Genomic DNA, 20,363 nt, shown 5'->3' on the forward strand with positions numbered 1-20,363 from the left:
TATTTTTAAAAAGCTCTTTGCATAAACTGTGTGTAGGCTTCATGCACGAACTGAACAGTCCCGCATCAAGGAGTTTTTCATGAAGTGTTTATTGATAGAAGATGATCAGGAAATCGCCAGTCACATTATCGAAAGCCTGGTGAGTATCTGCTATGATGTGAAGTACGTCGCTGATGGTGACAAGGGGTTGCAAGCGGCCCTGGTGGATCGTTATGACATCATCATTCTTGATATGCTTATGCCGGGGATGAAAGGCAGTGATTTGATTCAGGCTCTTCGCAAAAATAATATCAGCACGCCGGTTCTTGTTGTCAGTGCCCTCAGTGCAACCAGTGACCGGGTTGAAGGTTTAAGCCGGGGTGCGGATGACTATCTGCCTAAGCCGTTTTCGATTCTTGAGCTGCAAATCCGGGTCAGAAATCTGGTGAAACGTTCTTCGCAGGCAGAGGAAATTGAAATTCGCTGCCAGGGCCTTCATTTAAACCGCATCCGTCGTGAGGTCTCGCGCGAAGGAAAGATCATAGATCTTCAGGATCGCGAATATCGCATGGTTGAACTTTTGATGTCCCACCCTGACAAAATCGTGAACAAACAGCTGATCCTTTCTTACATCTGGGGTTATCATTTTGATCCGCACACAAATATTGTGGATGTGTTGATGTGCCGGGTGCGCGCAAAGATCGACAAGGGCTTTAATCAGCGGATGATATACACTGTACGGGGCGTCGGGTATACTTTGCGAACGTCTTCGCGTCTTTCCAATGTCAGCTCTTCAGATGGTCGATTCAGTTCGTCTTACTTTTAAAAGGACTGCTCGCGGCAGTCCTTGAAGTTAAGGCTGCGATTGCCAGTGCCGGACTGATAATAGGAGTTGACGATATAGTATCCCACTTTTTTGTCCTGATCATAGCGGAAGTCCACGGTGAGGTAATCAAAACCGTGGGCTTCTTTGTCGAGCTGGCAGGTGGTTAGAACCTGGTTGATGCCTTTAAATTCAAAAACACTTTGATCGCAGGAATCGTTTTTCGGATGAATGTTGATCCCACCGACAAGTCCTGCGCCGTGCAGGATCTCAGACTTGAAGATGTTGCCGTTTTCATCATAAATATCGTGGCGAAGTTCCTGGAAATCCGCTGAAAAGACGATTTTTTCATTTTCCCAGTTTTCAGAGGTGCACACAATACTGTCGGCCCCGGCGACCGGGCCTACGCACAATACCAATGCAAACAATGTTGATTTCATAGGACCTGCCTTGTTTGGAACGTGCTTCTATGGTTGTTGCGGGTGTGTCGGGAGTCAATGCTGAGATTCCAAGAGCGACAGAGTGTCATTGGATATTACCAGCAATTTACATTAAAAACTGTTTCGGCGTACAATGAGAACATGAAAAATCAGGGATTTTCTTATTTGAAGCGCATCGTCCGGGTTGTGGCCATTTCCTATCTGGGAATTGTGTTTTTGCTGTACTTCTTTCAGGAGCGCTTCATCTTTTTCCCTAAAGTGCTTCCCGCGGACTACAAATTTCAGTTTTCCGGTGATTATCAGGAAAAAGTTCTAACGGCCGGGGAAGCTCAGGTTCACAGCGTGCTTTTCAAAGTGCCTACGCCTAAAGGGATGATTTTGTATTTTCACGGAAATGCCGGAGCCATGGACAGTTGGGGGCACGTCGGCGCCGAGCTGTCTCGGAAAACCGGTTGCAATGTCTGGATGGTGGACTATCCAGGGTTTGGTAAAAGCACGGGGTCGGTTCGTTCCCAGCAGCAACTGCTGGATGTTGCGCAGGCATTCGTGAACGAGATTCGTCGGGACTATCCGGGTCTTCGACTGTTTCTTTACGGTCGCTCGGTTGGTTCTGGAATTGCGGTGAAAACAGCCGTCGACAACAAAGTCGACGGAGTGATTCTGGAAACGCCTTACACCAGTTTGTATGAAATGGCGAAACTGAGGTTTTCCTGGTTCCCTCAGGTTTTGTTGAAGTACTCGATGCCGTCAGTCCAGTGGATTCAAAATGTGGAAGCACCTATTTTGATTGTGCATGGTGATCACGATCAGGTTATTCCCGCCGAGATGGGTTATAAACTTTCTCAAAAGTCCAATAGGAGCACATACGTTCTGATTCAGGGTGGAGATCACAACAATCTCTCTGAGTTTGATGCTTATTGGGAGGCCGTGCTGTCTGTGCTGAAGTGATTCTCGCAAATCAATTTTCCCATGATGGTTTTGTTCCGTGAATGTCGTTGAGGGCAAGGATGTGTTCCCTCTGAGGGGCACGAGGAACTAAACGAACAGATAAGACTTGCAAGTGCAGCCAAAAAAGTTGAAGAATTTCTCAAGATTTTTTTGGAGATGTATGTCGAATCCCTTCGGTAATTTTTTGAAAAGCAAACTCGATGAAATTCAAAAACGAAATCCACGTTTTTCTTTCCGTTCCCTGGCAAAAAAAGTCGCGATCTCTCCCGGATGCCTGAATGAGCTCATGCACGGCAAGCGGCCTTTGAGTGAGTTCTATGCCAGCAAGATTGTTCTGGGTCTGGAACTGGGGGTGGAAGAGCGCAATCAGGTTTATGCGATGATTGCGACCCGCTCCCGCAAATTCAATGTGCAAAAAAGGCTGACCGAACAGCAACTGGAGCTTCTTTCAAGCTGGGAGCATTTTGCGATTCTTAATCTGATGCGCATCCCGCAATTTCAATCCAGCGAAAAATGGATCAGCCAGCGCCTGGGCATTCCGGTTGAAAAAGTACAGCACAGTCTGGATCTGCTGATGAATCTTGGTTTTATCAAGATGCATGGGAACATATTCGTGCGCACAGTGGCAAGTCTGGGCACAACTTCCGATATTCCCAGTCATGCCCTGGTCCAGGCCCATGTTTCTGATATGAATAAAGCCATTGAGGTTCTTAAGGTCACGACTCCGGACCGTCGCGATTATTCTGCGATCACCTTGGCTTTCAATCCCGAGAAGATGACAGAGGTCAAGGCGCTCATTAAAAAGTTCCGCCAGCGTCTTTCTTTGCTGGCAGAAGAGGGGGAACCGTCCGAGGTCTACAACCTGAATATTCAGTTCTTCCCTTTGACCGTGCCGGTCAAGTGATGGAGGCCGCCCTTATTCGCGCGGGCGGGCCTCGATCAGTTCCACGTGAAAGATCAGATTGGAATGAGGTTTAATAAACTGTCCAATCTGGCGCTCGCCATAGGCAAGGTGTGACGGCACATAGATTGTCCGTTTTCCGCCTTCTTTCATGCCCAGAAATCCAAGGCTCCAGCCGGCGATCACCTTTTTGGATCCCACCACAAACTCAAAAGGGCGGCCGTGGTCGTAGCTGGAATCAAACTTGGTGCCGTCTTCCAGAAACCCTTCGTAATGACAAAACACCAAAGCGCCTTTGCTGGCGGTCTGGCCGGTTCCAATAACAGTGTCGGTGATTTTTACTTCAGGCAGTTCAGATGTCATAAGGGCATCCTACGAGATGTGTGGGGGGCTGGGCAATCGTGAAAATAAAAAAGGCGCTGACTTTTCAGCCAGCGCCTTTGCAAAGATCCTTGATCAGAGGGGCTTATTTGCAAGTTTCGATGTATTTGTTCACAGAAGAAATCGGACGTTCACGTCTCCAGTCAGCCTGCTCATATTTGTACTGAGTGTAGGAAGTGGAGTACATGGTGTCTTTCATAACAGAGCTTACGCAACGTGGGTAAGCAGAGTCATTGCGGTTCCATTTTTGGCAAACTTCTTTTTTAGTGAAAGCAGAAACAGTTTTTGTTGTCGCAGGAACAGTGACCATTTTGCGGCCAACGCATACTTTTTTAGGACGAGTGGAGTCAGAGTAGTCTGTTTTTACAGATTCGCAGGTTTCAACAGTGTGCTGGGCAACGAAAACTTTGAAAGAGTCTTTGTTTGCGTTCAGGCAGATTTGCTGAGCGGTAACGTAGCCACGAGCTGGGATGTATGGGTTGGAAGAGCTGTTGTAAACGATTTCAGTGGCAGCAGTAGCCAAAGTCGGCAACATCATAAGCATAGCGATCATCAGTTTCATAAAAACTCCTTTTGTTTTGATGTCGAGATGTTTGACATAGATATTTTTCCCGGACAAGCGGTGCTCCATGAAAACCTTTCACAGCCTTTGTGAACGTTCACTAAACTTGTGAACGCTTGGCGGGACCCTGAGGTATAAGGGTCCCACGATGAACAAGTCTGATATTCTGAACTATAAGGATTATCGCGCCTTTCTGGCGGACTATAACAACTGGCGCAGTGAAAATCGCGCGGGCTGGAGTCTGTCCGTGTGGACTCGTCATCTGGGCCTTTCGTATCCGTCGGCCCTGTCCATGATCCTGAACCGCAAAAGACATATCGGTGACAAGCTGCTAGGGACCATGTGCCAGTATTTCGAGTTCACGGAGCTTGAGAAGAATCACTTCACCAATCTGGTAAAGTACGAAAAGTCCATCGAAAGCAGCACCCTGCGAATCATGGTTCTGAATCATCTGGACGGGGATAAGAAAAACTCTCTGGCTCGCTATATCGTGCGCGAAGGACTTCGCATGCCTCGCTTTGAGGACACCGAAAGTCTCGCCGAGATGCTGGGGCCGATCCTCGGGATGAAGACCGCAGAGGTTCTGGCTTTGGAACCCGGAGTTCCGGAAAAGCCCGATCCCAAGTCTATGCACCAGGAAGTTCTGGGTCTGCTGGAACGATCCTTTGATTTGGTTCCCAAAGAGTCCCGCCAGTATTCGACCAATTTCATCCGCATGGAACGGTCGCGCCTGCCAGAGGCTATTGCGCGTTTGCGGGCCTTCCAGCGCGAGTTTATCGCCGAGTTTGACTCTGAGGCCGGGGAGTCCCTGGTGTGCTTCCAGAATGCCGTTTTTGCAATGCTGAAGGAGTCCGCTCCGGACACCGAAGCGACTCTTCCGTCTTCCTCAAAACTGACCTGATCGTTCCGTGAGTTTCCGTCCACAATGCGCTTTTCAGAGCTGCGGCATCTATTGAGCCGGGCATTTATTGTTCGTATAGTTTTTGGCGTGAAGAGGAAATTGGAAATTTTAACGAAAGGTTTTCCTGTGAAAATGCTTCTGACTGCTTTTGTTTCTTTCTTGTCTTTGTCTGCGACGGCGCAAGCCGCTGTGATGCAGGTCGACTGTGTGGGTGGTGACGCCCAGATTACTGCGAACCTGATTGTTGAAGGTCGCAAGGTGACAGGTTTTGTGGCGGCAGCAGGTGCCGGCGTTGAGGCGTTCCAGGCAGATGCCAATGGATCTTACATCTTCTACAAAGCGGGCGAGTACTACACAGACTTCGATCTGGAGATCATTGAGTTCTGGGGTATTTCCGGTGATCAGTCTGTGGGCTACAAATCCTACACCGATAAAAACGGCAAATTTGTTCAGACTGTTTTGGTGAACAAAAAAGCGGTTCAGGCCCAGTGCATGATCGCTAAGCAATAAGTCATTCAGATATGCAAAACATGCATATCTGGATTCCGACTACGCAGTCGCGGTCTGGAGGACTTTTGAGTATATTGCTTTTAAGAAGCAATTACGAAAAAAGGAGGCTTCCATGATGGGATTTATTGAATCTCTAAAAGTGAAACTGTTCGGACCATCCGTACTAGAATGCCTGGCACATTTGGACTAGGCCCACTTAGGCCGTAGACTGTGGCCGTGAATAAGCCCGCTAATGCAGCGGGCTTTTTTATTTTCTGGACACTGGGCTGGCGATATCGCTGCTTTTGCACAGCGGTCCAGTATCATCTGACTCTCCGGGGCTTATCATAGGGTAGGTTTAAAGGGAGGTCTTTATGGCAACCAATAAAAACTTTAACGAAACATCCGCGGATAAAAGCAGCAGTGTAAAACAGCCTGCCAGCAAACCTGCAGAAAGAACCGAAAGATCACAACAGCCTTCCCGTAACCAGGGAGACAACAGAAGTTCAAGCTCGACCACTGAAAGATACTCACGTGATGAAGAAATGGAAGAGTGATGAAAGTCTGATAATTGCAAAAGAGGGGCATTGATGCCTCTCTTTTGTTACGGAGGTGTTATGGATGAATTTGCTTCGAACCTTTCCCAACCCCGACGTTTTCCGCTGACGGCACTGCTGGGAGTTTTTGGCGGGGCGGCCGTCGGTCTTTATTTTTTCAACAAGTACCGTCATTCCAAACGGAGTGAGTCTGACTCTGCTCATCCGCGCGAAGAGCAGGAAGTCGATACGTCGTCAGAGGATTCCTTCCCGGCCAGTGATCCGCCGTCGTGGAGCAGTGGGCATGGTGATGGCTGGCACTGACGGCTGCACGGGTTGACTCCCGGCAGTTCGTTGTTTTTTCCTGTGTGACATAAAAACGTCCCGGCAGTTGTTGTTTAAAACTATTCCTGGTTTTAATCACCCTGGCGCCGGGGATTTTCGTAAAATCATAAGGTGCAAAGGGGGACTCTATGCAAATTTACGAACTTTTAAAGAAGGATCATCGTGAGGTGAAAAAGATGTTCGAGCAGGCGCAGGGAGCCCTGGATGACGGCAACCTGTTTGAGGCGGAAAAGGTGTTTTATAAAATACGCACCGAACTGACCGCTCATTCCAAATCCGAGGAAGAGGTTTTCTATCAGCCGCTGAAAGCGCTGGCCCGGGACGAAAAGTCCGAAGAACTCAGTTGGGAAGGCCAGGAGGAACATCACGTTATTGCGTTGTTGTTGAATGAATTGTCGCGAATCAGCGTCAATGAGGATGCCTGGAAGGCGAAGCTGACCGTATTGAGTGAGCTTGTGGATCATCACGTTGAAGAAGAGGAGGGTGAGATCTTCAAGGTCGCTAAAAAGCATTTCTCCGATGCGGAGGCCGAAGAGATCGCGGAACAGATGACCGCCCTGAAGGAGCGCTATAAAACCATGATTGATGATGCTCTTGAAGAGGATGTCGAGATATTCACCCATCCGATGCGTAAGATTCCGTCAGAGGGCTTGCGTCCATCCGCATGAGGTGAGAAACTGTGGGCGTACAAGAGGGGACGTCCATGCGTATCAGGCAAATGGGATTTTCGTCGCGTCTGAAGGCCCACAGAAAGCTTCTGACCCTGGAGACGTTGAAATTTATAGTGGAGTTTTTCAAGGACCGCGACGCCCGCATGGCAGCGTTGCGATCCGGTGTTCCTGAAAACTACGCTTCCCGCCAGGGGCAATGGCTCAAAAAGCATCCCATTGTGCTTGCGGCGATGGAAGCCGATCTTGATGATCGTGACATGTTGAAGCTTGAAAAGGCGCTTGTCGAAATCGATCGTCAGATGGAAACCTGCAAAGAGATTCTGGGCCTGCAGGACTTTTAACCGCTCTTGTATTTTCTCTTTCAAGCTGGCATCAGCAAATAATGCCACTAAACTGAGAAAAAAAGAGGTGACCTATGGCGCACGGCCTTTGTCTTTCAACGACCCTTGGTGTTCTTCTTTTCAGTTTTCAGCTCTTTGCCGCCACCCCGAAAGAGGCGGACCTGGTTTTGGATCAGGCCCACCAAAAGGTGATTCAACTGGTGGAGGGGCTTTTTAATTCAGGACAGATCACGGAAATCGACAGGCTGCTGCTGGTGTCAGATCTGAATGGTTATAAGACAGCTTATAAATCCTATTCCAATTCCGCGGCACAGACTCACACTTATCTGAAAAACAAAAAGCAGCGCGAAGATCACTATGCCGGTAAAGTTCTGTATATCGCCACCCGGCTTGAAAATCTGGCAGCCAATCCTGCAGGGCCTATTGCTGACCTCACTGAAGAGGTGACGGACTTTGTTCCGGCAGATAGCAAGTGCGGAGTGCCCGTGGATCTTCCCTGTGTGGCGCATGAGGTGGAGCTGCGGATGGATATTATTTATGTGAACATCAGCAAGCGCAGCTCCAAGGTTCGTTCAAAGTTTAAAAATGTGGCTGATCAGGGGTTGCACGCAGCCGAGCTTTACGCGCGCATTCTGGCCTCTTTGCGAACTGATGGCGGGGCCCTGTATCCGACGGAATACATTTACAATAAGGACCGCCTGGTTATGAGCGTGAAGCAGGAAATCGAAGAGGGGTACTAGTGCAGAAATCGCTGGGCCTTTTAATGCTGATTTTTTACGCCACCGGCATGATTCTGGGGGCGGGGGTTTATTCGGTGATTGGAAAGGCCGCCGGGGTCGCTCACGAGGGGCTGTGGCTTAGTTTTGTGCTGGCTGCAGTGGCGGCTTTGCTGACGGCTCTTTCTTACGCTGAGCTTTCGACCCTGTTCCCCAAGGCGGGAGCGGAATATGTTTATATGAAAGAGATCTTTCCTCAACGAAAGATCCTTTCATTTTTGTGTGGTTGCCTGATGATATTTGCTGCGATTTGCACGGCTTCAACAGTGGCTCTTTCTTTTGCGGCCTATCTCCAGGATTTTTTCAAGGCGCCGGAAGCTCTGATTGCGGTCGCCGTGCTGATTTTTTTTACGCTGGTGAATATCTGGGGGGTGCGTGAGTCGGGCTGGATGAATATTGTTTTCACCCTGGTCGAGCTTTCAGGTTTGTTGATTTTCATTTATGCCGGTTTAAAGCAGCCTGATTTCGGCAAAGCCCTCTCGGCGCCTTTAAGCTGGGGGATTGTCAACGGGGCCTCATTAATATTTTTTGCCTACCTGGGATTTGAAAGTATGGTGAACCTGGCCGAAGAGGCCAAAGAGCCAGAGAAGAACATCCCCCGCGCCATATTGATCAGTCTTGCGCTGACCACGGTGGTGTATGTGACTGTCGGTCTGGCGGCCTTGGCAATGATGAGTCCAGATGATTTGGAAAAGTCAGATGCTGTTTTAAGTGACGCCCTGATGAGGCATTCGCCGGAGGCGGCGAGGGCTTTGGGGGGTATTGCCTTGTTTGCCACGGCCAACACTGTGATGATTGCTTTGTTGGCTGGCAGTCGGATCTGCCTGGGGATGGCCCGGGGCAGGGATCTGCCGAAAATGTTTTCGGCGATTTTACCCAAGCGACAAAGCCCGTGGTTGGCGTCGCTTTTGGTTTTTGCACTGACCTTGTTGTTTTTGCCTCTTAAGAAAATCGAGATTATTGCCAGTGTTTCTTCGTTTGTGACGATAGTGGTTTTTATTATCGTGAACGCGGCGGTGGTTTATCTGCGGCGCAAGGATCCGGCGCGAAAAAGACCTTTTCGGGTTCCGGGGGCCATCGCGGGATGGCCTGTGCTGCCTCTGTTGGCGGCGGGAATTGCTTTGTTCTTTTTATTTCATTTTGAAGAACAGGTGTATTACGTGGGCTTTGGGATCGTGATCTTTGTGCTTTTGGTGTATCAGGCGCTGCACAGACGCCGCGCCTGAAAAGTGAACTATTTGGCTTTTTCTTTTTTGCAGGTCGGATAGATCGCCTGACCGGACCAGGTTCCGTCTTTGCAAGTCAACGTGTCAGAAATGCAGATCTCATCAGGGGGCACGGTTGGTTTCAGCCAGCCCGTGGCTTTGCCACCGTCTGGAATTGTTCCCAGCGGAGTGTCGCAGCTTCTTTTTTCTGTGACCACGGGAGCGGACTTCGACGGAGAAGCTTCAATCGCTGTCGGAGCGGCCCCCTCATACATGCGCGTTCCGCCTCCGGGAGGTGGTGAGGCTTTGGGCAGCTCGGCCTCTGGGGTGGAATTTGATTTAGGCTGACTTGAACAGCCCGCAACAAGAATCAGGGCGGCAATCATGATAAGTGTTTTCATGTTCTTAGTTTGCTTTCATTGCCAACCAATTAACAAGTTCCAATTTGTATTTTTGCGAAGATCACAGGTCCAAAGTTTGAGTTCGGCCGTGCTGTTGGCGTGAGAGGTGACAGAGGTTCTTCTTGCCCCTTGGTGTTCGCAGAAAAATAGCATGTACTCAAGGGCAACAAGAGAGGTCTTTTATGGTTCAATGTGCATTGTTGGTTCGCTTTGAGGCCAAGCCCGGCAAAGAAGCAGAAGTGGAAAGATTTTTGAAGAACGGCCTTGCGCTGGTGGAGGACGAGCCTGAAACCACCGCGTGGTTCGCTTTAAGGCTGAATTCGCATGAATTTGGGATCTTTGATGCCTTCCCGGATGAATCCGGTCGCAAAGCTCATTTGGCCGGGAAAGTGGCCGAAGCTCTTTTTGCTCAGTCGCCGGATTTATTTGCGGCAGAACCACGCATCGAGCAGATTGATGTGATCGCTGATAAACTTCCAGGCTCAGGCAAAAGTGCCCGTGAGCTTCCTCCGGAAGCCTATGCGCCTTAAGTTTTTTGCTGAAGGCGCTTCCATCCTTCGTACAGACGGTCGCGGGCTCCAACCAGGGGTGTGTGGGTGATTTTAATGGATTGTTCGGCGAGGGGTTTTTGCATCTGTTCGTAAATGCGTGCGGTGGAAAGTCCCACGGCCTCACCATCATCGTTTGACAGCGCGTAATATACTTCTTTGATTCCGGTCATGTGCATCGCTGCCAGACACATGGGGCAGGGTTGTCCGCTGGCGTAAATCACGCAGCCATCCAAGCGGGGGCTTTCTAGCACCTGGCTTGCTGCGCGGATGGCCGAAAGCTCTGCGTGCGAAGTTGGATCCTGAGTTAGCAGAATCTGATTCACACCCGTGGCGATCACTTCGTTATTTTTAACCAGCACCGCACCAAAAGGTCGGCCGTGGTGTTCCTGCAGGTTCTCAGCGGCAAGGTTGATAGCCATTTCCAAAAAACGGATTTGATCGCTGTTCATAAGGGCTCCTCTTTATGTAAGAAGTTTCGGCAGGATTTCTTTCAGCAGGTCTTTGTCTTTCTTTGTCAGCGGTGAGAGGAATTCATCCTCCACCTGCCTTTGGGTTTTGGCGATGGCATCGAGGTCTTTCAAGCCTTTCGGCGTCAGTTCGATGACCTTGATGCGGCGGTCTTGCTCGCCCGGAACACGTCGCACGTACTTCAGTTTCTCCAGGCCATCGATGAATTTTACCATCGAGGCTTTGTCTATATACATTTCCTGCCCCAGGGCGATTTGACTCTTGGGGCCCTGAACTTGAAGAAGCTTCATAATTCCCAGTTGAGGACCGACAATCTTATGTTGAAGCAGGGCGCGTCCCATCATGTCCTTGTATCGAAGTGCACACTTATTGAGACAGTACCCGAAGTAGGCCTTCAGGACGGGATTAAACGAGGTGGCATCGCAGTTGGTGGGGGGTGATGATTTTTTCAAAGTAAGCCTCCTGTTTGAAAGATTGTAACACAAACCGTTTGCAACGCAAACCATTTGGGCGTACAACCAATAAAGATTAGGTGGCTTATGATCACAATGAAAAACTACGGCAAAGTTCTTGTTGTTGGTGCGTTGCTGGGGTCTTCTCCCCAGTCTCAGGCGGCGGGTCTGCATCTGCAGGACGCCTTGAACGAAGCTCTGAACAACTCTCCAAAAGTGCAAAAATCCGAATCCCAATACCGTGAAACCGACTGGAAAAAGACAGAGTCCTATTCGGGCTTCCTGCCTACACTGTCGGCCCAGGCCAGTTACCTCTTTGACAAGAAATATGCGCTGGTCGACGTCAATCTTAACAATGTTCCTTTGGCAATACCCCAGGTGGTCCCAACCACGAATGCCTATCTGACGGCCCAGTGGTCCATCTTTGATGGTTTTGCCAGCACGAATCGTTATCTGAGTGCAGATGCTTTCAGTGAATCCGCGAAAAATGATTTCGACTGGACTCGTTTTCAAGTGCAGCGGGAAGTGACGGTGCTGTTTTATAAGGCCCTGGCGGCGAAAGAATTAAAGGCCGTCGCTGAACAAAACGTGCGGGCCCTGGAAGATCACCTGAAAGACGTGCGTCTTTTTAAAAAGGTCGGCTCCTCGACCAATTACGATGTTTTGCGTGTCGAGGTGCAGATGAGCGAGGCCCAATCCGAACTTTTAAATGCCACGGACAATGTCGAGCTGTCCCGTGGGCGTTTGAGTGAGGCGCTGGGAATGGATCAGGATGTGGCGGAAGTTGACGGGACTTTGCCGCGATTGAATCCGGATGTGGTTGCAAAGCTGGAAAAAGCGACTCTGGAAGATCGCAAGGATCTGCAGGCTTTGCGCTTGCGCGCAGAAGGTTTTAAGCATCAGGAGGATTCTGCGGAAAAATACTGGGTGCCGCGCATTTCGCTGATTGGTCAGTATCAGTACTACAACAATCGCAATGATCGCTTTGATGATTTTGATCAGTTCCGTGATGCGTATCAGTTTGGTGTGATGCTGAATTGGAATTTGTTCGACGGAATGACCTCGATTTCCCGTTCCAAGCAAAGCATTGAACAGAAATACCAGGCCGAAAAGACCGTGCGTCAGGCCGAGCTGAAAAGTCAGCGCGACTTCGACATGTGGAAAAAGAAGTTTCTTTATTACTGCAAAGTCTATGAAGCCCGTTTGAACGATATTTCCAAATCAGAGGAAAGTGTTCGTCTGGCCCGCGAAGGTCAGAAGGTCGGGGCCCGCACCAATACGGACGTGTTGGATGCCGAGGCCGAACTTTACCGCGCTCGCGCGGGGGCGGTGAATGCCCAGGTCGGGGCGATCGAAGCGATCGTCAATCTGGAGCTTAGCACCGGTCAGCAATTGGTTAATTTTAATTAAGGATCAGGACAATGGATAAAAAGAAAAAGTTATTGGCAGGTTTCGGAACTGTGGCGGTGCTGGTTGCAGGATATTTTCTGTATGAACACATGATGTACGTTACGACTGACAACGCGCAGGTCGAAGCGCACTCGGTGATGATCGCCGCCAAAGTGGGTGGCTATATCAACGCGGTTCATATTACTGAAGGTATGAAAGTCAAAAAAGGCGATGTGTTGATCGAGATCGACGATCGCGATTATCAAAATCACCTGCGTCAGATCAAAGGCGAGCTGGCCTCTTTAGAGGCCAAGAAAAGAGACGCCGACAAGAATCTTCGCCGCATTTCTGAATTGTTCTCTAAAGGCGTGGTTTCCCAGCAGCAGTATGACAGCACGACAACCTCTTTGGCCGAAGTGAAAGCCAAGTATGAGGCGGTCAGCGCCCAAGTGGCCCAGGCAGAACTGAATTTCCAGAACACTAAAATTCTTGCCCCTTCCGACGGCTTTATTGCCAAACGTGCCGCCGAGGTGGGGCAGTTGGCTTCCCCGGGTGTTCCTTTGGTCGGCTTTGTCGACGCGGGTGAACGCTGGGTGACGGCAAATTTCAAAGAAACTGAAATCGAGGGTGTGGTTCCGGGTAAGAAAGTGAATATCGATGTGGATGCGATTTCCGGCCACAGTTTTGTTGGTGTGGTGGAGTCCATCAGTTCTGCAACCGGTGCGACGTTCACGTTGCTTCCCCCGGACAATGCCACTGGGAACTTCACCAAAGTGGTGCAGCGTGTGCCAGTGAAAATCCGTTTTGAAAACGTCACTGCTGAGCAAGTGGAAGCCCTGAAGGCGGGTCTTTCTGCTTTCGTAAAAGTGCACAAGCACTAAATCCTCACACTCGAGGGCCGTATGAAAAGAGAATCCGTACTGATTATCGTGGTGGCCGTGATGGCTTCCCTGCTTGAAATTGTCGATGCGTCCATCGTGAATGTGGCGCTGTCGTCGATGATGGGAAATCTGGGGGCGACCCTGGAGGACATCAGTATGGTGATCACCGGTTACGCCATCGCCAATGCCATCATCCTTCCCGTATCGGCGTGGCTGGGCGAACGTATCGGTCGCCGCATTTATTTCCTGGGGTGTATCGCGCTTTTCACTCTGACGTCGGTGGCCTGTGGTCTGGCGCCCAATCTGGAAACGCTGACGGTATTCCGCATTCTTCAGGGGCTTGCAGGCGGGGCCTTGCTACCAACGTCGCAAACTTTGATCTATGAACAGTTCCCCAAAGAAAAGGCCGGCATTGCCGGAGCCATCTTCGGGATGAGTGTGATGATCGGACCCGCGTTGGGTCCGGTGCTGGGTGGTTATCTGACTGATACTTTCGGTTGGAGATCCATCTTCAACATCAATCTTCCCCTGGGCTTGCTGGCGCTGTTTATCGGAAGCCTGGTTATCTTTGATCGCGAAAAAGAACCGGGTAAGGAAAATCAGAAATCCGAACTCGACATCTGGGGACTGACATTCCTGGTACTGGGGATTGGTTGTCTTCAGTATGTTCTAGAGCGCGGCGAGGCGGATGACTGGTTTGCTTCGAATATTATCTTGTTCAACGCCGTTATTGCGGCAGTCGCATTGCCGCTGTTTGTATGGTGGGAGCTGCGAGTGAAGAATCCGATCATCAACGTCCGTCTGTTCCTGCAGCCGTTAGTCAGTAACGGCGTGTTCCTGATGGGTATGATCGGCTTCTTCCTTTATGGTGTGGTCTTTATCCTTCCGGTGTTTGTTTCCAGAACTCTTCACTCTGATGCGACCCAGATCGGGGTGCTGTTTATCCCGGGCTCGATTCTGACAGCGGCATTGATGCCGTTTATTGGCCGGGCCATGGTGCAAGGGGTGGACCCAAGAAAACTGATCTTTGTGGGCCTTCTGTCCTTGGAAGTGTGTCTGTACACGATGACCTTGCTTTCTCCGCTTTCTTCGGAAGGCGAGATTTTGCGCATGCTCTTTATTCGCGGGTTCGGTATGGCCTTTTTGTTTGTGCCGATCAACTCAAGCATCTTAAGCCAGTTTAAAGGTGTTGAGATGGGGCAAGTGTCGGGGTTGTTAAACCTGTCCCGTCAAATCGGGGGCAGCGTGGGGATTGCCTTGATCGGAACGATGCTGAACAAAAACAGCCATCAAAACTATTTGGATCTGACTTCCAAGGTGTCTCTTTTGAACGCCAACACTCAAAGCGCTTATTACGGAGCAGCCAACACGCTGGGTTCTAAAATGAGTGAGGGGCTGGGGATGGCGACGGGGAACGAGGCGGCGCTAAAAAGTCTTTATGGGCGCATTCAGAATCAGGTGTTCATGCTAAGCTTCCGCCAGTTGATGTTCCTGATGATGATCATCTTTGCAACCGCCTTTATCCCGCTGGCCTTGATCCGCTTTAAAAACAAAACCAATACGGTGGTGGATGCGCACTAAACAAAAAAGCCCTCGGGAAAGAGGGCTTTTTTTATCTGATTGCCGAGATGATTGTGGCGCTGGCAAATTGGATTGGACTTTGCGGCTTACCGGAAGACAGCTTCACCCAGCTGCACAGAAGCAAAGCCAGGAAAATGAAGAACCAATTACTTGGGGTTAGCTGCAAAAGCATATGTGTCCATTAGTCTTTACGACTTTTTAGATAGCCTAAATAGTACTCAACTCCGCTTGTTATACTTAAAATGACGCTCACCCACAAGACTCCGTACCCAATTTTGTCCAAATAAGGGATATGGGGCTCTAGATTTCCAATAATTACAATAGGAATGGCCACCATTTGCATAGCGGTCTTCCATTTGCCGGCCGGTTTGGCCGCGATAATGATTTGATCTGCCGCAGCAACGGAGCGAATGCCCCCGATAAAGTTGTCCCGGGCCAGGATAATGATCACCATCCAGGCGTCGATTTTGCCCTGGGCCAGCAGCATGGCCAGGACGCTGGTGACCAGGATTTTGTCGGCGATGGGATCCATGAATTTGCCGAAATTGCTGACGGCGTTGTATTTGCGGGCATAGTAGCCATCATAGTAATCAGTGATGGAGGCCAGAATGAAAAAGCAGGCAGCAGCGACATTCCAGCCCAGAGTGTTGGGCCACATCAGTGCCACAATAACAGGCACAAAGAACACCCGGCTTAAGGTGATTCTTGTTGGAAGATTCTTCTGAAATTCTGTAACTGCCACAAACACTCCAATCGCTTCGCGCTGGACTAAAGGTAGCAATTTAGACTAGAAAGAATCAATGTTTATTCATCGTCACAAAGTGCAGTTTTACGAAACAGATCTTATGGGAATTGTTCACCACAGCAATTACCTGAGATTTTACGAGGAAGCCCGTGTGGCCTGGGCGCATGCTCATGGATTGCTGGATTACCAAAAGCCGGGTTCGGCGAGTCATTTTGCAGTCTATGAAACTCAAGTAAAACATGTGAAACCCACATTCTTTGGGGACGATCTTGAAATCGAAGTGCAGGCGCGCACGGAAGGCAACCGACTGGTGTTCCAGTACCGTCTGCATGGCCGCAACAACGAAGTGTGTTCGGTTGCAAAGACTGTTCACGTCCCCCTGGGGTTGGATTTAAAACTATTAAGATTTCCGGCAGATATGAAAGCCATTGTGAATAAAGAATTGGAGAAAGAACCATGGATCGAAACCTGGCTTTAGAATTCGTACGTGTGACCGAAGCAGCTGCTCTGGCTTCCGCCCGCTGGGTGGGTCGTGGTGAAGAAAAACCTGCAGACGCTGCCGCTGTGGACGCCATGAGAAAAGCTTTCGACATCATCAATATGGATGGCACCGTGGTGATCGGTGAAGGTGAGCGCGACGAAGCTCCGATGCTTTATATCGGTGAAAAAGTCGGCACCAATTCAGGTGATGCGCCGGCATTGGACATTGCTTTGGATCCACTGGAAGGAACAACGATCTGTGCTACGGGTGGGGTGGGTTCCATTTCTGTGATTGCGGTGGCAGAAAAAGGAAAATTCCTGCACGCTCCGGACACCTACATGGATAAAATCGCCTGTGGTCCTGCGGCCAAAGGTGTGATCGACATTGATAAATCCGCGACTGAAAACATTCACGCCGTGGCCAAAGCTTTGGATAAAGCGGTGAACGATCTGACGGTTGTTATTTTGAATCGCCCTCGTCACGAGGCTTTGATTGCGGAAGTGCGCAGAACCGGCGCACGCATTCATCTGATCGGGGACGGGGACGTTTCCGCGGCGGTGGGTGCGGCATGGCCGGATTCTGGTATCGATCTTTTGATGGGTGTCGGTGGCGCGCCAGAGGGTGTGATTTCTGCCGCTGCCATGCAGTGTCTTGGCGGTGACTTCCAGGGACGTTTGAAATTCCGCAACGAAGAAGAGCGTGCTCGCGCCACTCGCATGGGATTGAAGGATCTGGACAAGAAATTCACCGTGGATGAACTTGCTTCCGGGTCTGTGATGTTTGTGGCAACGGGTGTGACAGATGGTCCTTTCCTGAAGGGTGTGCGCTTCCTTCCGGATGGCAAAGCGAAAAGTCATTCCGTGGTGATGCGTTCCCAGACCGGGACGATTCGCACCATTGAAGCCTTCCACGACCTTTCCCGCAAGCCGAGCAAATAGATGGCGACATCGCTGCACTGTTTTAGCTGCAATAAAGAGCTGACATTCCCCGGGAATGTCGGCCGTCGCGATGAGTGTCCTCACTGCCGCGCGGATGTTCATGTTTGCAAAAACTGTGAGCACTATGATCCCAAGGTCTACAACGAATGCCGCGAAACTCAAGCTGACGTGGTCCGTGAAAAGGACCGCGCCAACTTCTGCGATTACTTCACGCCTCGCAAAGGGGCCAATTCCGCAGAAGATAAAAAAGCAGCCTTAAGAGCTGCAGCCGAAGCGTTGTTTAAGAAAAAGTAATCTAGGTGGTTCATTTTGAGACGGCGGCAGTGTGGCTTGATTGTGAAGCCGCAATGATGAGCTGGTCCTCATAATATTCATCTAGTTTGGTGCCCAAAAAGCCGAAATGTGAGTATGGGCACATTTTGGACGTATTTAGCTCACATTCTTCTTCTTTTGATTTCGTACTCTCAGTTGGGATGCATGTTATCGGCTTCGCTGGTGAAGGAAGGCATTTTTTCCTCCACGCAGGATATTCGCATTGTTGAGCAGGTGAATGCGCTTTCTGCCTCACCACTGGACAGTTTAAAAAAATACAAACTGATTTCGCAGCAACCTCTGAAGCCGGAGTCGGTCCGAGCAGAAGACTTCGTGCACAGTGGTTCGGCTCTGGGAGTGGTGGTCGTGGTGGAGCCCACAGACTCGCCTTTTGAATTTGATATATATGTCTCGGTGTCTTCCCAGGAAGGCACGGTGGTGCTGGAGTTGCCTGACGGGGCCGTTGAATTTCAGGATGGCACGACAAACATTGGTACTCGCTCTGACGAGTCTGTCAGTACATTTGCGGCCAAGCAATCCCGTGTTGCTGTCGGAGAAGAACATCTTTGCTATGTGGATCAGGCTAAAGCCATTCGATGTCAAGGGTACTACTATGGCGGTCAGACGGGTATCGGTGACAGCAGTTCCGGGTCATATTATACGGGGCGACCGGTGGACACCTCGCTTATTGCCGGTTCTGGTGAATTTGTGAAGGCCTCCGGTGCAAGCTATAGTTCTTGTGCTTTGTCGAAAGAAGGCCAGTTGTACTGCTGGGGTGACAACTATGAGGATGAGCTGGGGATCGGCCCTGGCATAATCGAAGTTCTTTTGCCGACTCCGGCGTTGATGACGAATGTGACGGGCGAGGCTCGATTTATTGATTTCGCCTTGGCGCACGAATCCTTGTGTGCAATTTCCATTGCTGGGGATTTGTATTGTGCTGGCAAAGTCTCGTCTGCCACCACGGGCCTGCTGACAAAGATTGATTGGACAAGTCTGGCGCAATCTGCTGCGCGGATTGTTCAGGTGTCAGTGGGATATGATTTTGCCTGCGGCCTGACGGAACACGGTCGTATTTTTTGCTGGGGTGTTAATGATCAGGGGCAGCTCGGCGATGGCACTTTTGTTGATTCGGCAGTGGCCGTATTGCCTGACTGGAGTGCGTTTCCCAGTGAGCCCAAGTTCATCCATCTGGCGTCAGGGGAGAACCACACTTGCGGCGTGACGGTGGAGGGTTTGGTTTATTGCTGGGGCAGCAATTCCTATGGTCAACTGGGGGATGGCACTGATGATAATCGGGCCACTCCGGTGCTAGTTGTGAACTCCATGTTAAGTGGATCAGAAAAGTTTCAGGCCGTGACAGCCAGCTATGAGGGAACTTGCGCGACGTCTTCGGCAGGTAAGATTTATTGTTTTGGTTCCAACTGGCATTACCTGTCGGGGAACGGAAGTTCCGGAGTGATTTTTGTTCCGACTCTTGTGGACTCATCCATGCTTCCTTCAGGGCAGCGTTATCGCGAAGTCTATATGCATGAGGGTCGCACTTGCGCTGGCAGTACCGGGGATGAATTATACTGCTGGGGAAGTCCTTACAATGAGGCATTCTTCAGGGATACCGAGGCCTTTGTGCCGGTGGAGGTTGACACCTCTGTTCTGCCGTCTGGACAGTATTGGTCCGCCGTCACCCAGTATTCCGGCGGGCGCGGTTTGGTGCTGCGTTCTTCTGATGGGACGGCTTATGCATTGGGAAGTGGTTCACCGGGAACAGAGAATGGGGATTTAGCTCCACGACTTTTGGATACGTCCACGATGAGCGGCAGCGCTAAGTTTAAAATGCTGACCCTGAATCGCGGGGCGATTTGCGGAATCAACAATGATGATATTTTGCATTGCATGGGATGGGGCGCCGTCGTGGGACAGGGAGGCGCGATAGTCGAACAAACCACCCTGAAGGCTGTCGACACAAGTTCTATGACGGGTGCGACCACTTTTGCGGATGTGGAAATGGGCGAAATGGTTGCCTGTGGTGTGGCGACAGATGGGATCGGCTATTGTTGGGGTGGGTCGTCGTTTTCTGGCGGATTAAACAACCCGGTCATGGGTAACGGGTCGGCAATGATACGCTATAAGCCCCACCCTATAACTGTCACGGGCATTGCGGGTGCCAAAACTTTCAAAAAGATTTCAGTCGGTCTGTATCATGCCTGTGGTCTTATGACCGACGGGGAGGTTTATTGCTGGGGTAACTCGGTCTACAGTCGTCTGGGTCATAGCAGTATGTTTTCAGTATACACTCCGGCGGCACTGGATAAGTCGGGTATGGTGGGATCGACCTTATTCAAGGATATTCACGGCGATGATGAAACTTTCTGCGGGATCACTACGGATGACGTCACCCATTGCTGGGGTGAAGGGTATTACGGTAATTTAGGAAACAACACGGCAGTGGTGTCTAATTCTCCGGTGCCGGTTTCTGTCGGGGGCTTGTTGGCGCCGGCGGCTCCACTGATGGTGAAATCATTTGAACGTTTTGCCTGTGGGATTCTGGATTCGGCCATCAATATTTATTGCTGGGGTCGTGATATACCTGCGGGTCTTTCAGACGGTGTGAACCCGCTTCCAGTGGCTGTTCTGAAAACCGGTATGCTGGGAACGCCGGTCAGTATCAGTGGCGGGGATAATTTGTATGTGACCACTTCGGCCAACAAGATTTATTGCATCGGGCGAGATTGTAATTTGGAGATGGACAGAACCACCCCCCGCAAACAGTTTTTCGAAAACTACTAAAAAGGTTCCTGGTTCTTTTTTAGGCCCACACTGCGTTATCTGTGTTTGTTCTTTAGTCTGATTGGTTTTTGGATATGCT

General features: G+C 50.2%; 26 protein-coding genes. 19 read left to right on the forward strand and 7 right to left on the reverse strand.

All coding sequences use genetic code 11. The annotated features are described in order from the left end of the window. The first annotated feature begins 79 nt into the window (after positions 1-79). Positions 80-805: a response regulator gene (locus ACZ520_RS08960; protein WP_374032926.1), complete on the forward strand. Its 726-nt coding sequence runs from the start codon at positions 80-82 to the stop codon at positions 803-805. Here ACZ520_RS08960 and ACZ520_RS08965 read toward each other — a convergent pair. Then, on the reverse strand, positions 802-1,242 hold the full coding sequence (locus tag ACZ520_RS08965; protein ID WP_464128294.1) for a hypothetical protein: 441 nt from the start codon (positions 1,240-1,242) through the stop codon (positions 802-804). The two genes, ACZ520_RS08960 and ACZ520_RS08965, sit on opposite strands and share 4 nt — an antisense overlap. 141 nt (positions 1,243-1,383) lie before the next feature. Here ACZ520_RS08965 and ACZ520_RS08970 point away from each other — a divergent pair, with 141 nt between their 5' ends. Continuing rightward, positions 1,384-2,190: an alpha/beta hydrolase gene (locus tag ACZ520_RS08970; protein ID WP_464128296.1), complete on the forward strand. Its 807-nt coding sequence runs from the start codon at positions 1,384-1,386 to the stop codon at positions 2,188-2,190. A gap of 160 nt (positions 2,191-2,350) precedes the next feature. Next, complete coding sequence (locus ACZ520_RS08975; RefSeq protein WP_088565317.1) at positions 2,351-3,094, forward strand: DUF4423 domain-containing protein; 744 nt, start codon at positions 2,351-2,353, stop codon at positions 3,092-3,094. Between the two features lie 12 nt (positions 3,095-3,106). Here the strand turns inward: ACZ520_RS08975 and ACZ520_RS08980 are convergent, their stop codons facing one another. After that, positions 3,107-3,454, reverse strand: a complete 348-nt coding sequence (locus ACZ520_RS08980; protein ID WP_088565316.1) for an FKBP-type peptidyl-prolyl cis-trans isomerase — start codon at positions 3,452-3,454, stop codon at positions 3,107-3,109. Between the two features lie 103 nt (positions 3,455-3,557). Next, on the reverse strand, positions 3,558-4,034 hold the full coding sequence (locus ACZ520_RS08985; RefSeq protein ID WP_232468518.1) for a hypothetical protein: 477 nt from the start codon (positions 4,032-4,034) through the stop codon (positions 3,558-3,560). A gap of 148 nt (positions 4,035-4,182) precedes the next feature. Here ACZ520_RS08985 and ACZ520_RS08990 point away from each other — a divergent pair, with 148 nt between their 5' ends. The 8 genes from ACZ520_RS08990 (at position 4,183) to ACZ520_RS09025 (ending at position 9,319) form a co-directional block, all read left to right on the forward strand. Beyond that, positions 4,183-4,935: a hypothetical protein gene (locus ACZ520_RS08990; RefSeq protein WP_374032931.1), complete on the forward strand. Its 753-nt coding sequence runs from the start codon at positions 4,183-4,185 to the stop codon at positions 4,933-4,935. A 132-nt stretch (positions 4,936-5,067) separates the two neighbouring features. Next, positions 5,068-5,445 carry a hypothetical protein gene (locus tag ACZ520_RS08995; RefSeq protein ID WP_088566838.1) on the forward strand — a complete coding sequence of 126 codons (378 nt, stop codon included), beginning with the start codon at positions 5,068-5,070 and terminating at the stop codon, positions 5,443-5,445. 353 nt (positions 5,446-5,798) lie between these two features. Beyond that, positions 5,799-5,981: a hypothetical protein gene (locus ACZ520_RS09000; protein ID WP_088565313.1), complete on the forward strand. Its 183-nt coding sequence runs from the start codon at positions 5,799-5,801 to the stop codon at positions 5,979-5,981. A gap of 60 nt (positions 5,982-6,041) precedes the next feature. Then, positions 6,042-6,284, forward strand: coding sequence for a hypothetical protein (locus ACZ520_RS09005; RefSeq protein ID WP_088565312.1), 243 nt, complete (start codon positions 6,042-6,044; stop codon positions 6,282-6,284). 149 nt (positions 6,285-6,433) lie between these two features. After that, positions 6,434-6,973, forward strand: coding sequence for a hemerythrin domain-containing protein (locus ACZ520_RS09010; protein ID WP_088565311.1), 540 nt, complete (start codon positions 6,434-6,436; stop codon positions 6,971-6,973). Positions 6,974-7,008: 35 nt separating this feature from the next. Beyond that, positions 7,009-7,317, forward strand: coding sequence for a hypothetical protein (locus ACZ520_RS09015; protein WP_088565310.1), 309 nt, complete (start codon positions 7,009-7,011; stop codon positions 7,315-7,317). A gap of 74 nt (positions 7,318-7,391) precedes the next feature. Then, positions 7,392-8,057, forward strand: coding sequence for a hypothetical protein (locus ACZ520_RS09020; protein WP_464128301.1), 666 nt, complete (start codon positions 7,392-7,394; stop codon positions 8,055-8,057). Next, positions 8,057-9,319, forward strand: a complete 1,263-nt coding sequence (locus ACZ520_RS09025; RefSeq protein WP_464128303.1) for an APC family permease — start codon at positions 8,057-8,059, stop codon at positions 9,317-9,319. The genes ACZ520_RS09020 and ACZ520_RS09025 overlap by 1 nt, the downstream gene beginning before the upstream one ends. Before the next feature lie 8 nt (positions 9,320-9,327). Here the strand turns inward: ACZ520_RS09025 and ACZ520_RS09030 are convergent, their stop codons facing one another. Continuing rightward, on the reverse strand, positions 9,328-9,699 hold the full coding sequence (locus ACZ520_RS09030) for a hypothetical protein (RefSeq protein ID WP_464128305.1): 372 nt from the start codon (positions 9,697-9,699) through the stop codon (positions 9,328-9,330). A gap of 182 nt (positions 9,700-9,881) precedes the next feature. On the opposite strand from ACZ520_RS09030, the gene ACZ520_RS09035 reads away from it, so the two are divergent. After that, positions 9,882-10,229 (forward strand): putative quinol monooxygenase, encoded by a 348-nt coding sequence (locus ACZ520_RS09035; protein WP_088565307.1) that lies wholly within the window; start codon positions 9,882-9,884, stop codon positions 10,227-10,229. On the opposite strand, the gene ACZ520_RS09040 is transcribed toward ACZ520_RS09035, so the two are convergent. Both ACZ520_RS09040 and ACZ520_RS09045 read right to left on the reverse strand, forming a co-directional pair. After that, entirely contained in the window at positions 10,226-10,699 is a 474-nt protein-coding gene (locus ACZ520_RS09040) for a nucleoside deaminase (RefSeq protein WP_416480645.1), read from the reverse strand. The two genes, ACZ520_RS09035 and ACZ520_RS09040, sit on opposite strands and share 4 nt — an antisense overlap. 12 nt (positions 10,700-10,711) lie before the next feature. Next, positions 10,712-11,170 carry a MarR family winged helix-turn-helix transcriptional regulator gene (locus ACZ520_RS09045; RefSeq protein WP_157678766.1) on the reverse strand — a complete coding sequence of 153 codons (459 nt, stop codon included), beginning with the start codon at positions 11,168-11,170 and terminating at the stop codon, positions 10,712-10,714. An 87-nt stretch (positions 11,171-11,257) separates the two neighbouring features. On the opposite strand from ACZ520_RS09045, the gene ACZ520_RS09050 reads away from it, so the two are divergent. From ACZ520_RS09050 to ACZ520_RS09060, 3 genes are read left to right on the forward strand one after another with little or no spacing between them, the layout of a single operon-like run. Continuing rightward, complete coding sequence (locus tag ACZ520_RS09050) at positions 11,258-12,580, forward strand: TolC family protein (RefSeq protein ID WP_464128308.1); 1,323 nt, start codon at positions 11,258-11,260, stop codon at positions 12,578-12,580. A gap of 11 nt (positions 12,581-12,591) precedes the next feature. After that, a complete protein-coding gene (locus tag ACZ520_RS09055) occupies positions 12,592-13,440 on the forward strand; it encodes an HlyD family secretion protein (protein ID WP_088565303.1) in 849 nt (282 codons plus the stop codon). A 21-nt stretch (positions 13,441-13,461) separates the two neighbouring features. Next, on the forward strand, positions 13,462-15,021 hold the full coding sequence (locus ACZ520_RS09060) for a DHA2 family efflux MFS transporter permease subunit (RefSeq protein WP_464128311.1): 1,560 nt from the start codon (positions 13,462-13,464) through the stop codon (positions 15,019-15,021). A gap of 181 nt (positions 15,022-15,202) precedes the next feature. On the opposite strand, the gene pgsA is transcribed toward ACZ520_RS09060, so the two are convergent. Further along, positions 15,203-15,763 carry a CDP-diacylglycerol--glycerol-3-phosphate 3-phosphatidyltransferase gene (gene pgsA, locus ACZ520_RS09065; protein WP_011164370.1) on the reverse strand — a complete coding sequence of 187 codons (561 nt, stop codon included), beginning with the start codon at positions 15,761-15,763 and terminating at the stop codon, positions 15,203-15,205. A 58-nt stretch (positions 15,764-15,821) separates the two neighbouring features. Here pgsA and ACZ520_RS09070 point away from each other — a divergent pair, with 58 nt between their 5' ends. The 4 genes from ACZ520_RS09070 (at position 15,822) to ACZ520_RS09085 (ending at position 20,284) form a co-directional block, all read left to right on the forward strand. Then, positions 15,822-16,244, forward strand: coding sequence for an acyl-CoA thioesterase (locus ACZ520_RS09070; RefSeq protein ID WP_088565301.1), 423 nt, complete (start codon positions 15,822-15,824; stop codon positions 16,242-16,244). Next, positions 16,223-17,185 carry a class II fructose-bisphosphatase gene (gene glpX, locus ACZ520_RS09075; RefSeq protein ID WP_011164372.1) on the forward strand — a complete coding sequence of 321 codons (963 nt, stop codon included), beginning with the start codon at positions 16,223-16,225 and terminating at the stop codon, positions 17,183-17,185. Before ACZ520_RS09070 ends, glpX begins: the two co-directional genes overlap by 22 nt. Further along, positions 17,186-17,479 carry a hypothetical protein gene (locus tag ACZ520_RS09080; RefSeq protein WP_088565300.1) on the forward strand — a complete coding sequence of 98 codons (294 nt, stop codon included), beginning with the start codon at positions 17,186-17,188 and terminating at the stop codon, positions 17,477-17,479. It abuts the gene before it with no gap. 114 nt (positions 17,480-17,593) lie between these two features. Then, positions 17,594-20,284 carry an RCC1 domain-containing protein gene (locus tag ACZ520_RS09085; protein WP_464128314.1) on the forward strand — a complete coding sequence of 897 codons (2,691 nt, stop codon included), beginning with the start codon at positions 17,594-17,596 and terminating at the stop codon, positions 20,282-20,284. Positions 20,285-20,363: the final 79 nt, after the last annotated feature.

It is taken from the genome of Bdellovibrio sp. BIS2, from assembly GCF_055398295.1.